General features: G+C 57.4%; 12 protein-coding genes. 6 read left to right on the forward strand and 6 right to left on the reverse strand.

The window, feature by feature from the left end; all coding sequences use genetic code 11:
- Window positions 1-46: 46 nt before the first annotated feature.
- Together uvrA and ACTRW9_RS06960 are read right to left on the reverse strand one after the other, a co-directional pair.
- Window positions 47-2920 carry an excinuclease ABC subunit UvrA gene (uvrA, locus tag ACTRW9_RS06955; RefSeq protein ID WP_442428784.1) on the reverse strand — a complete coding sequence of 958 codons (2874 nt, stop codon included), beginning with the start codon at window positions 2918-2920 and terminating at the stop codon, window positions 47-49.
- Window positions 2921-2944: 24 nt separating this feature from the next.
- Window positions 2945-4852 (reverse strand): menaquinone biosynthesis decarboxylase, encoded by a 1908-nt coding sequence (locus ACTRW9_RS06960; RefSeq protein WP_442428785.1) that lies wholly within the window; start codon window positions 4850-4852, stop codon window positions 2945-2947.
- Between the two features lie 73 nt (window positions 4853-4925).
- On the opposite strand from ACTRW9_RS06960, the gene ACTRW9_RS06965 reads away from it, so the two are divergent.
- From ACTRW9_RS06965 to ACTRW9_RS06980, 4 genes are all read left to right on the forward strand, one after another.
- On the forward strand, window positions 4926-5855 hold the full coding sequence (locus tag ACTRW9_RS06965; RefSeq protein ID WP_442425753.1) for an ABC transporter permease: 930 nt from the start codon (window positions 4926-4928) through the stop codon (window positions 5853-5855).
- Window positions 5855-6691, forward strand: coding sequence for an ABC transporter permease (locus ACTRW9_RS06970; protein WP_442425752.1), 837 nt, complete (start codon window positions 5855-5857; stop codon window positions 6689-6691). The genes ACTRW9_RS06965 and ACTRW9_RS06970 overlap by 1 nt, the downstream gene beginning before the upstream one ends.
- Window positions 6692-6905: 214 nt before the next feature.
- On the forward strand, window positions 6906-7211 hold the full coding sequence (locus ACTRW9_RS06975) for a hypothetical protein (RefSeq protein WP_442425751.1): 306 nt from the start codon (window positions 6906-6908) through the stop codon (window positions 7209-7211).
- 26 nt (window positions 7212-7237) lie between these two features.
- The gene (locus tag ACTRW9_RS06980; protein WP_442428786.1) at window positions 7238-8152 is read left to right on the forward strand and encodes a DUF1566 domain-containing protein; all 915 of its coding nucleotides are present in this window, start codon (window positions 7238-7240) and stop codon (window positions 8150-8152) included.
- 57 nt (window positions 8153-8209) lie between these two features.
- Here the strand turns inward: ACTRW9_RS06980 and ACTRW9_RS06985 are convergent, their stop codons facing one another.
- From ACTRW9_RS06985 to ACTRW9_RS06995, 3 genes are all read right to left on the reverse strand, one after another.
- Complete coding sequence (locus ACTRW9_RS06985) at window positions 8210-8503, reverse strand: hypothetical protein (RefSeq protein WP_442428787.1); 294 nt, start codon at window positions 8501-8503, stop codon at window positions 8210-8212.
- A 9-nt stretch (window positions 8504-8512) separates the two neighbouring features.
- Window positions 8513-9460 carry a DnaJ C-terminal domain-containing protein gene (locus tag ACTRW9_RS06990; protein WP_442428788.1) on the reverse strand — a complete coding sequence of 316 codons (948 nt, stop codon included), beginning with the start codon at window positions 9458-9460 and terminating at the stop codon, window positions 8513-8515.
- 68 nt (window positions 9461-9528) lie between these two features.
- Window positions 9529-10287 (reverse strand): hypothetical protein, encoded by a 759-nt coding sequence (locus tag ACTRW9_RS06995; RefSeq protein ID WP_442428789.1) that lies wholly within the window; start codon window positions 10285-10287, stop codon window positions 9529-9531.
- A 79-nt stretch (window positions 10288-10366) separates the two neighbouring features.
- On the opposite strand from ACTRW9_RS06995, the gene ACTRW9_RS07000 reads away from it, so the two are divergent.
- Window positions 10367-10912: a Slp family lipoprotein gene (locus ACTRW9_RS07000; protein ID WP_442428790.1), complete on the forward strand. Its 546-nt coding sequence runs from the start codon at window positions 10367-10369 to the stop codon at window positions 10910-10912.
- The gene (locus ACTRW9_RS07005) at window positions 10906-11415 is read left to right on the forward strand and encodes a Slp family lipoprotein (protein WP_442428791.1); all 510 of its coding nucleotides are present in this window, start codon (window positions 10906-10908) and stop codon (window positions 11413-11415) included. Before ACTRW9_RS07000 ends, ACTRW9_RS07005 begins: the two co-directional genes overlap by 7 nt.
- Window positions 11416-11422: 7 nt before the next feature.
- Here ACTRW9_RS07005 and ACTRW9_RS07010 read toward each other — a convergent pair whose 3' ends face one another.
- Complete coding sequence (locus ACTRW9_RS07010) at window positions 11423-12247, reverse strand: biotin--[acetyl-CoA-carboxylase] ligase (protein ID WP_442428792.1); 825 nt, start codon at window positions 12245-12247, stop codon at window positions 11423-11425.
- Between the last annotated feature and the right edge of the window lie 32 nt (window positions 12248-12279).

Genomic DNA, 12279 nt, shown 5'->3' on the forward strand with positions numbered 1-12279 from the left:
GAAAGCTTTGCCGATTTATTATCGGAAAAACACCGATTGCGGAGGGTTATATTTTCGCCGCTTTTTTGCGTGAGGTGCGGGCGGGAGGCTTCAAAACGTTTGATAAATAAAGGCCCGTGTACGACTTCGGGTTGGCGGCCACTTCCTCCGGCGTGCCCGTCGCCACCACCTCGCCGCCACGGTCGCCGCCTTCGGGGCCGAGGTCGATGATGTGATCGGCGGTTTTGATGACGTCGAGGTTGTGCTCAATGATGATCACCGTGTTCCCCGCATCGACCAGCTTCGCGAGAACGTGCATGAGGTGACCGATGTCATGGAAGTGCAGGCCGGTGGTCGGTTCATCGAGGATGTACAGGGTCTGACCGGTGCTGCGTTTGCTGAGTTCCTTCGACAGTTTCACCCGTTGCGCCTCGCCGCCGGAGAGGGTGGTGGCGGGCTGGCCGAGGTGGATGTAGTCCAGCCCCACGTCGGTGATGGTTTGCAGTTTGGTGCGGACGGACGGGATGTTCTGGAAGAACTCGAGCGCCTCTTCCGCGGTCATCTCCAGGACTTCCGAGATGTTCTTGCCCTTGTACTGGATTTCCAGCGTCTCGCGGTTGAAGCGCTTGCCCTGGCACACTTCGCAGGTGACGAAGATGTCCGGCAGGAAATGCATCTCGACCTTGATGATGCCGTCGCCCTGACAGGCTTCACAGCGGCCGCCCTTGACGTTGAAGCTGAACCGGCCCGGCTTGTAGCCTCGCACGCGCGCTTCCGGCACTTCGCTGAACAGGTCGCGGATCAGGGTGAACAGGCCGGTGTAGGTGGCGGGATTCGACCGCGGGGTGCGTCCGATCGGTGACTGGTCGATGTCGATGACCTTGTCGAGGTACTGGACGCCCTTGATCTTTTCGAACGTCCCGGGTTTGTCGTTGGCTTTCCAGAAATGCTGGGCCAGTGCCTTGTACAGGATATCGATCACCAGCGTGCTCTTGCCGGAACCGGAGACGCCGGTGACGCAGGTGAGCGCACCCAGTGGCACTGTGATGTCGATTCCCTTCAGGTTGTTGTGACGTGCGCCGGTGATTTGGAGAACATGATCGTTGCCCTTGCGGCGTTTGGCCGGGACGGGAATCTCGCGCTTGCCGGAAAGGTACAGGCCCGTCAGCGATTTCGTATCTTTAACCAGTTCCTGCGGCGGACCGGAGAAAATCACCTCGCCGCCGTGGATGCCCGCCCCGGGACCCAGGTCCACCACGTAATCCGCGTCGCGGATGGTGTTCTCGTCGTGTTCGACCACGATCACCGTATTGCCGAGGTCGCGCAGGGTGGTGAGGGTTTTCAACAGGCGGTCGTTGTCGCGCTGGTGCAGGCCGATGCTCGGCTCATCGAGCACGTAGAGCACGCCCATGAGGCTGGAGCCGATCTGCGTCGCCAGCCGGATGCGCTGGCTCTCGCCGCCGGACAGGGTCGCCGAAGTGCGGTTGAGCGTCAGGTAATCCAGTCCGACGTCCACCAGGAACTGCAACCGCTCCCTGATCTCTTTCACGATGCGGCGGGCGATGGAGAATTCCTGCTCGGTGAAAGTGAGTTTTTCGAAGTACTCGCTCAACTGGCCTATGGAGAGTGAAGTGAGTTCGATGATGTTCTGTCCGCCGACCTTCACCGACACCGCTTCTTTTTTGAGACGCGTGCCACTGCAGGTGGGGCAGGGCAGGGCCCGCATGTACTGCGCGATCTCGTCGCGCGTCGAGGCCGACTCGGTTTCGTGGTAACGCCGGTTGAGGTCGGGAATCACGCCGTCAAACGTGCCCGTGTAGGATTTCCGCCGCCCGTCCTTTTCGTAATAGTATTTGACCGGATCTTCGGTGCCGTGAAGGAGCACCTCCTGCGTGATTTTGGGCAGGTCCTGAAACGGGGTGCTGAGTTTGAATTTGAACTGCGACGCCAGCGAGTCCAGCATCTGGAAGAAATACACCGTGGTTTTTTTCTGCCACGGATGAATCGCGCCCTGACGGATGGACAGGGTCTTGTCGGGGACGACGAGGTCGGGGTCGATCACCATGCGGTTGCCCAGGCCGTCGCACTCCGGGCACGCGCCCGTCGGGTTGTTGAACGAGAACAGGCGCGGCTCCAGTTCCGGGTAACTGATGCCGCAGTAACTGCACGCGAACTTTTCACTGAACAGCAGTTCTTCTGCCGCGTGGTTGTTCTTCTTGTCTTCGAGAAGAGAGACCACCAGCGACCCGTCTCCCTGGCCCAGCGCCATTTCCACCGAGTCCGCAAGCCGTTTGCCCATGTTGGGCTTGATCACCAGCCGGTCCACCACCGCTTCGATGGTGTGCTTGAATTTTTTGTTGAGGCTGATGTCGTCTTCCAGCGATTTCACTTCGCCGTCGATACGCGCCCGCACGAAGCCTTTCTTGCGCAGTTCGAGAATTTCCTTTTTGAATTCGCCCTTGCGGCTCTGCACCACGGGCGCGAGGATCATGAGCTTGCGTCCTTCGGGAATGGCCTGCACCTGGTCAACGATCTGCTGGACAGTCTGCGATGCGATCTCCCGGCCGCATCCGTAGCAGAACACGTGGCCGATGCGTGCGTAGAGCAGACGCAGGTAATCGTAGATTTCCGTGACGGTCCCGACAGTGGAGCGCGGGTTCCTGCTCGACGTCTTCTGCTCGATGGAGATGGCCGGCGACAGGCCTTCGATGTAATCGACGTCCGGCTTTTCCATCAACTCCAGAAACTGCCGGGCGTAGGCGGAAAGGGACTCGACGTAACGGCGCTGGCCTTCGGCGTAGATGGTGTCGAAAGCGAGCGACGATTTTCCCGAACCGCTCAGGCCCGTGATCACCACCAGCTTTTCACGTGGAAGTGTGAGGTGGATGTTCTTCAGGTTGTGCTCGCGGGCGCCTTTGATGGTGATGTATTCGAGTGCCATGATGCGTGGGGTGTTTCTCTGGATTCAGGGTTGCCTGGATTGCGGGAACATCCGTTCCCATTTTTCATCGACGCGTTTTTTGATATCGTCGGACATGTGAATCTCCTCCGGCCAGTCCTGCGTGTAGCCTTCCTCCGGCAGTTTTTGGGTGACGTCGATGCCGATGCGTCCGCCAACCTCCTGGATGTCACGGCGCGGGTCGAGGTTGTTGAACAGTTTCCACAACACGGTCGAAGTGTTGTCGAGATCGACGTGTGCTTCCAGTGCCACGATGACGCCTGCTCCAGAGAGGTCATTGTCTTCCAGGCACGCGCGGAGAAAATCGCGGCCCTGGTGCGGTCGGGTTTTGTCCAGCGCCACCAGCACCACCGGGCGGCGCACGATCGGGTCGCACACCCGCACCGATTTGGCTTCCGCGAATTTGTTTTTGATTCGTTCGCCCAACTGCGGGTCTGGCGTTACGGGCTCGCCTTTTGGCGGATTCGATGGCGGTTCGCCTTCGATCGGCCGGGTGGCGTCGATGCCCAGCTTGGACCCGTAAAGGGCGTGATCCGAGGCGTGGTTGAGCACGTCGAGGATGCCTTCGGAAAAAAACAGGTCGCGGTTGAAATCGATGTCGTTGAGCAACAACTCCAGCACCGCCTGTTCGTCCTGCACATCGACATCGCGGTCCACCACGACGATGGTTTTGACGAAGCTCATCTGCCCCGCGCCCCACAGCGTGCTCATCAATCGCCGCGCCTGCATGGGATAGCGTTTGTCCATAGAGACAATGACGCAATTGTGAAACACGCCCTCGAGCGGCATGTTCATGTCCACCAGCTCCGGCAACTGCGTGCGCAACAGCGGCAGGAAAATGCGTTCCGTCGCTTTGCCGAGATAAAAATCCTCCTGTGGCGGGATGCCGACGATGGTGGTGAGATAGATCGGGTTGCGGCGATGCGTCACGGCGGTGACATGGAACACGGGATAGTCCCCGTCCTGCGAGTAGTAACCCGTGTGGTCGCCGAAAGGACCTTCACGCCGCATCTCTTTGGGATCGATGAAACCTTCCAGCACGATCTCCGCATTGGCCGGAACTTCCAGGTTCACCGTCTTGCATTTGACCAGGGGCACGGCTTTTTTGCGGATGAACCCGGCCAGCAGGAATTCATCGACTCCGTAGGGCAGGGGGGCTGAGGCGGCGTAGCAGGAAACCGGGTCCGCGCCCAGCGCCACCGCCACTTCCATGACCTTGCCCTTCCTTTTGAATTCGTGAAAAAAATGTGCGCCGTCCTTGTGGATGTGCCAGTGCATGGCCGTGGTTTTTTTGTCGAACACCTGCATGCGGTAGAGACCGACGTTGCGGATCTTGCGATCGACACTGCGGTTGATGACGATGGGATAGGTGATGAACCGCCCTGCATCGTGCGGCCAGCACTGGATGATCGGGATTTCGTCGAGATTGACCTGGTCGCCGGTTTTCACCACTTCCTGGCAGGGCGCGCTGGATACCATCTTCGGCGGAAACTGCGATGCCTCCAAAAGCATGGGGAGCATCCTGGCCTTGTCGAGGAGCGTCTCCGGTGGAGCCATGTGCAGGTACTGGTCGATGTCGCGCGCGATCTTGTCGAGCTTCGTCACACCCAGCGCGGCCTGGATGCGGCTCCAACTGCCGAATGCGTTGATGAGCACCGGCATGGAAGAGCCTTCGACGTTTTCGAAAAATAAGGCCTTGCCGCCGCCTTCCTGCTTGGAGACGCGGTCGGCGATCTCGGCAATTTCGAGGATGGGCGAGACCTTCTCGCGGATGCGCACCAGTTCGCCTGCGCCTTCGAGGTGTTTGACAAATTCGCTGAGGGAGTCGAAAATCATCGGGTTGCCGTGGGCGACGGGTTTTTGGAAACGGTTGGACCGGAACCGCAAAAATGCGAAGACTCCATTATAGCTCACTTCACCCCCGCAGGTGGGGACGGATTGCATTTCCCTGCAGGGCCTTGCTGGAAGCGGGGGAGACCGGGGTGTCATGCTGATCTATTTCCTGAAACGGCTCCTGCAGGGGGTGCCGGTATTGATCGTGGTGGCGACCATCACTTTCCTCATCATGCACGCCGTTCCCGGCGGGCCGTTCGATCGCGACAAAAAACTCCCTCCCGAAATCCTCGCCAACATCGAAGCCAAGTACCATCTCGACAAACCTGTGTGGCAGCAGTACCTCCTTTACATGGGGCAACTGGTGCAGGGGGAGATGGGTCCGTCGTACAAGTACATCGGGCGCGATGTCACGGACATCATCAGGGACACGTTTCCCGTGTCGCTCACCCTCGGTCTTCTGGCGGTGCTGGTGACCCTGGGGCTGGGCGTGCCCGCCGGGGTTATTTCCGCGGCGCGTGAGAACACGTTGATCGATCGCTCCTGCATTTTTATTGCCACGCTGGGCATTTCGGTTCCCAGTTTTGTGCTGGGCACGTTCCTGATTCTGATTTTCTCGCACATGCTTCACTGGCTGCCGCCCGCCCTGTGGGAGGGGCCGCGTCACATGCTGATGCCCGCGTTGGCTCTGGGTGCGGGGTTCGCGGGTTACATCGCACGGCTCACCCGCACCACGGTGCTCGATGTGCTGTCGCAGGATTACATCCGCACCGCCCGTGCCAAGGGATTGAAAGAGTCCACCATCCTCATCAAGCACGCCCTGCTCAATTCGCTGACGCCGATCGTGTCGGTGATGGGACCCCTCACCGCCGGGCTGGTGACGGGATCGTTCGTCATCGAATTCATCTTTTCCATTCCCGGCATGGGCAATTACTTCATCACCGCCGTCACCAACCGCGACTATCCATTGATCATGGGCGTGACGCTGGTGTACTCGGTGCTGATCGTACTGGCCAACATCGCCGTCGACCTGCTGTATGTGAAGCTCGATCCCCGCGTTAAGTTGAGTGGAGAGAGGACCTGATGCGCGCCATGTGGAACCGGTTTTCCCTGCCCGCGAAACTGAGTGCCTGCTTCATCGCTGCCATTGCACTGGCGGCGCTGTTCGCACCATGGCTGACACCGTTTTCGTTTGAGGAGCAGGACACGATGAACGCGCTGGCCGCTCCCGATACCACGCACTGGATGGGCACCGACCGCCTGGGGCGCGATCTGTTTTCGCGCATGCTGTATGGAGCGCGTGTGTCTTTGTTTCTCGGCGTCGGCACCACGCTGATTGCACTGGTTATCGGCACCGTGTATGGGGCCATTTCCGGTTACATCGGCGGACGCATCGACAATTTCCTGATGCGGGTGGTGGATGTGATCTTTGCGCTTCCCGACCTTCTGTTGATTATCCTGATCATGGTGGTGCTGGGGCGCGGCCTGACCAGTATTTTCCTGGCCCTCACCATGGTGAGCTGGGTGACGGTGGCCAGGCTGGTTCGGGGCGAGGTGCTGCGCATCAAGGAGTTCACGTTTGTCGAGGCGGCGCGCGCACTGGGGGCGGGGCACCGGCGTATTCTGTTCTCCGAAATCGTTCCCAACCTGTGGGGCGTTTTGATCGTTACATTGACCTTTCGTATCCCCGTGGCGATTCTCGCCGAATCGACGTTGAGTTTCATCGGGTTGGGCATCGCGCCGCCGTTCAGCAGCTGGGGGACACTGGCCAACGATGGCTGGACAGCGATCAAGTTTTATCCTCACCTCATTGTGTTTCCCTCGCTGGCCATTTTCCTGACCATTCTTGCCTTCAATTTTTTAGGGGAGGGGTTGCGGGATTATTTCGATCCTCGGAAATCCTCTCTAGAATTAAATTGAGACCGTGTCGGATTAGGGGTTTTCATTCGATTCATTGAGATTTAAAATAAATATAAGGTATTGAATAAAATTAAATTAGGAATGGAGGGAGCCATCGTTTTCACGCGATTAGAAATGAGGTTGTTTCATGTTGACATCCCACTGAAGTTGATTAAAATACGCAACTCAAGCTGAAACGGCTTGAGTTGGGTTGTATTGAGGACGGTGACACTTTATGTCTCGAATTAAAGCCGACCTGATTTGCGAAATCATTCGCAAATCTCAAACCAATTATCTTGAAAAGCAAGGTTGGTCGGATCCTGGTAAGCCAGAAATCAGCGAGCAATTCGTTCTCGAATGGGTGAGGAATCACGCCAAGCAATACCGCGAGTATTACGTGGCGCAGTTGCAGATGTATTCCACCACGCGTCTGGGTGAAATTTTAAAAGCCCTGACGGAAAGTGGAAAGGATCTCACCGATGTCATTCACCGTGCGCCGCAGTTTGCGGATAAACCCAATTCGGGACCGGTACCCAGATAACTACGCGAAACGCTCCGACTTGATCGATGGCCGACACGAATCCGCAGAACGAAGAGAAGCAATCCGCCGAAGCTAAACCGACCGCTTCGGAATCCACTCCCAAACCGGCATCTCCATCCCCGAAACCGGAAGGTGGGGAGGGTGCGTCCGAGAAACCCGCTCCGGCTGCTGGTGCCAAGCCCGCAGCCTCCGCCGGAGCGAAACCGGGTGGAACCGGGGCCAAGCCCGCTCCCGCCGCAGGGGCGAAACCCGCGGCTGCCAAACCCGCCGCCAAACCCAAGGTTGAAAAGAAGCCGCTCATCGATAACGGCGACGGCACCATCACCGATCCCAACAGCGGATTGATGTGGAAGAAGACCGACGCGTGGATCGACAGCAAAAAATTCTACACCTGGCCGCAGGCTCCCGAGTACGTGGACAAGGTCAACAAGGAAAAGTTCGCGGGCCATGACGACTGGCGCATTCCCAGCAAGGCGGAAGCCGCGACGCTGGTGGACAAGACCAAGAAGCACATGGACAAGAACGGAACCGAGTATCCCTTCGACCCGATTTTTGAAATCGGCTGTGCAGCGGTCACGTGGATCACCGAATGTTCCGATGAAAAAGTGATCCGTTTCGATTACAAGATCGGCAGCGAGTTCACCTATCCCCCGTGCGAGCTCTGGTCATCCATCCGCGTGGTGCGGAATGCCGAGGGTTACGAAGATGTACCCAAACCGGGAGCCGCTCCTGCGGCGAAACCCGCGCCTAAACCCGGTGCGCCGGCGGCAGGAGCCAAACCGGCGGCCCCGGCGGCAGGTGCGGCCAAGCCTGCGGCACCTGCAGGAGACAAACCGGCAACGCCCGCACCCAAACCCGATGCTCCGGCCGGCGAAAGGGCAGCACCCCCTGCGGCCGACAAGCCCAAACCGGCCGAAGGTCAATCCACTCCTACCGCTTAAAGATACGCTTCCGTTTCTCGAATTGCAGGACCCTCCCGCTTCCCAGCGGAGCTTCCTTTATCTTTCCCTCATCCAGTTTTTAAGAATCTTTGCCGATTCGGCGGGATGTTGATCGACGAAAGCATCCACCACTTTTCGGATGGCTTCGCGTTCCGTCATGCCTGCCCTGGCCATCATGGTTTCGTCCGGTGAGCGGGTTCGGGGGAGTGCAGGGGGGCGCGTTGCACTCGCGGCTTTACGTTTTCTGACCGTGCGGCGCGGGGTTTGCGCTCTGTCCTCTGGAAAAAGCAGATAGGCCAGGCCGACGGCACAGAGAATGATGATCAGCAGGAAGAGGAAAGGAAGGCTCATTTCCCCGCCTCAGGCCGCGGGTTGGGCGACGTGGAACTTGACGATGAAGTCACCCCGTTTTTTGCTGGTACGCTCGCGGCTTCCCACTCCGGGAATGCGGTATTCTTCGCCGGTCAGGGTGCCGTCTTCCACCATGATGGTTTCCTTCCCATCCAATGTTTCCACTTCCAGGGGACCGCCATTTTCCGCGAGTTCGGCGGGGATGGTGATGTCTGCGTAGACATCCGACTGCACACGGCGAAACCGGGGATGCGGCTGGATGCATACCTTGAGCAACAGGTCACCCGGCGGGCCGCCGTTTCTGCCGCATGCGCCTTCACCTTGCAAACGCAGGGTGTACTGATCGGCAATCCCTCCCGGCACGTCCACATTCACCGAAACCGGTTCGACGATGCGTTGAATCCCCTCACAAACCGGGCAGGCGTCCTGGTCGGTATTCAATCCACTGCCGTTGCATTCCGGGCAGGTGACGTATTTTTCGTAATGAAAGGGGACGGTTCCGCCCAGTGCTGCGGTGATGAAGGGAACATCCAGCATGAACTGAAGGTCGAATCCCTGAGTGGGCATGTCCGGGTCGAACTGCGGTTCTTCATCAAATTCCGGTCGTGGCCCGGCATCACGGAAATCCTCACGGGGACCCTGCCGGGTATATTGCCGGGCGTAGTCGTACGCACCCTGCCACGGGTTTCCTCCCTGGTAAGAGCGGCCGCTTCCCCGCGGTGCCCCGGTGCCCTGCGAACGCATCTGATCATATTGTTTGCGTTTTTTGGAGTCGCTCAGGGTGGTGTAGGCTTCGGAAATCAGTTTGAAGGTTTCTTCCGATTTGGAACTGCCCTGGTTGATATCCGGATGATGTTTCTTGGCGAGGTCCCGGTAGGCTTTTTTGATCTCTTTCATCTTCGCCGCCTTGGTGACGCCGAGGATTTTATAATAGTCTTTGGATGCGGAGACGGGCATGGCCGGGATTCCCTTTTATAGCAGCCTGTGAATACTGTGGTTCATTCTATCCCCATGCGTGAGGCAGTTCAACCCGCGGGCCGCCATCGGGGAAGTGCCTTTTCCGAAAGGGAGGAGGCCTCCTGTTCCTTTCCGGAGGAAAGCGTTTCGATGATTCGATCTCTCAGTTCCCGGCTGCGAAACGGGTAGAACTGGTCCCGGAGGACGAGGGTGTATACGGCGGCGCCCCCGTGCCGCCGGTCCGGCTGGGGGAGCATGCGGATTTTTTCTGAACCGACTTTTTCAAGTTCCGAAAACTGGGCGGGATTCCACGTTTCCTGGATCAGGAGTCCTGCAAAATGGACCCGGTTTTCCTTCACCGTCAAGTATCCCACGTCAATGAAGGAAGGCATCATTCCCAATCCCACCCCGGAATGGGGGCGTTGGCCGATCAACATGGCCAGAATCCCCGGTTGGCGGCTTCTTGCAGGAAGTTGTTTTGTGCGGTTGATGTAAAGCCGGATCAGCCAGTGCGAGTAGTCAAACCATCGGAAGGAAACTGAAAAACTGAACAGGGCGTTGAAGGCCATCAGAAAATAATTTGGGAAGATGACGTAGTAAACCATCAAAGCCATGGATACCGCGAGTGCCAGGCTGAGAGACAGGTTCATGAGCACCCCTGTCCAGTAAACCGCAAGCAGCTTGCGTCCGGAGCGTGGCTGGTGTTTCCACAGGTAGTGTTTGCGGAAAATGAGGTAGCACGTTCCCGCGCCCAGGGTGGCGGAAAGGGTTGGAAGCGGAAAAATGAACATCAAGAGAATGTACAGTACAAAGAAGAATTCGATCATGATTTTCTATTGTAACGCAGGCCCGGGCAGGGTTGTATAATGAAAACGGAGGGGGCTTTTTTCGAAAGAAGGTGATGTGATGTTTCGATGGAAAAGCCTGCTTGCCGGGCTGGTTCTGGCCGGGGTGGCGTTTGGATGCGCTCATCCGATATCCGGCTCCCTGCGCGAACAGACGAACATGGATTTCAGCCTGCAGCGTATCATGCAGAGGCCTGAACATTTTACCGGGGAAAAGGTGGTGCTGGGAGGCATCATTGTCCAGACCCGCATTTACAAAGGGTGGTCGGAGGTCGAAATCATTGAGGTGCCTTTGACTTGGACGGGACGGCTGGACGACCGGGATGAGTCCTCCGGCCGGGTCATTCTGCGATATGAAGGATTTCTGGAGCCGGAGATTTACAGCAAGGACCGGGAGATTACCGTTGGAGGCACCGTGACCGGATCCAGGACCGGTACCATAGACAATGCAGAATACAAATACGTCGTTGTGAGCGTTGAGGAACTGCGTCTATGGGAGAAAAATGAATACGTTTATTACGGCTACCCCTACTATGGTTATTGGGGATATTGGGGGCCGTATTATTCGCCCGCCTGGTACTACCGTCGGGGTCCTTACTGGTGGTGACAGACATAAAATCCAAAACGGTGGGACTTCTGTGTATCTGGGTGCTGGGAATGGGAGGGTGTGCCGGAGTCATCTCTTCCGACCTGGTAAAGGCAAGCAGGCCGCAGGCCCCATTCACGGAAATCCGCAGCACGCCCCAGGATCATCTGGGCCGCAATGTGGTTCTGGGGGGCAGCATCATAAATGTCAAGAAGGAGGGGACAGTGACCGTGGTGGAAGTGCTTCAAAGGCCTTTGGGATACCATCTTCAGCCTGAGATGGGGGATAAAACCGGGGGTCGGTTTCTGGCCAGGATCGAGTCAATCGATAAAAAAACCAAGCTGGAACCGAAACGGGAAATCACGGTAGCGGGCAAGGTGGCGGACGAAACGACGCGTCCACTGGATTTTACCACTTACACCTATCCGGTGATCCATGTCGAGGAATACCACCTGTGGCCGAAATGGAAGCAGCCCAGGCCGCCAAGGGTTAATTTTTATGGCGGTATTTCAGGGGCCCTGTAGGGACCAATTATTGGCAGAGTGTCACTTCACCGCTTTCAAACGCGACTTCCTCCCCGGAATCGAGGTGCACCACCAGGCGTCCGCAATCGTCCAGATCCATAGCAATACCGGAGTGAGTCTGGTTGCCATGACGGAGGAGGATGGGGGTTCCCAACATGCGCGTGTTTTGCCGCCAGTGGGATAAAACGATTCCTACATTATCTTCAAGTAAAATCTGATAGTAGCTGTGTAAATTTTTAATAATATTGATTAAAAGCTCAAAGCGGGCTGGGTGGGTGCCGGCCTCTATCAATAATGATGTTGCGAGGCGGGCGATGTCTTCCGGGAATTCCTCCTGGCTGACATTGAGGCCGATGCCAATGACCACCCCGGGATGCGGGCCATCCACCACTTGCTCTGACAGGATGCCGCCCAGCTTGCGGTTATTCAGCAGAATGTCGTTGGGCCATTTGAGGGTGGCGTTCTGGGAGTCAATCTGGTTGAGGGCCTCCACCACGGCCACAGCCGCCATGAGGGTCAGGTGGGGAATCTCGTCCTGGTCGAGTGTGGGCTTCAGGATGAGTGAAAAGTAGAGCCCCGTGTCCGGCTCGGAATACCAGCTACGGCCGAGACGCCCCTTTCCTTTGGTTTGCGAGTCCGCGAGAACGACGGTGCCCTCTTCGGCACCCTGCAACAGCAAATTTTTCGCGAGATCGTTGGTGGAATCCACCTGATCATAAGCTATAATTTTCCCGGCCCAGGGAAGGGTTTGCAATTGATTTTGAATCGCATCCAGTTCTTCCTGTGAGTAAGGCATTGCAGTTTTTCCCAGAATGAGGGGTTCAATGACCACCGGGTGGCACGTTCCACCCTTTTTTATATTCC

The sequence above is a fragment of the Nitrospina sp. 32_T5 genome (assembly GCF_052156635.1).
Lineage (GTDB): Bacteria > Nitrospinota > Nitrospinia > Nitrospinales > Nitrospinaceae > Nitrospina.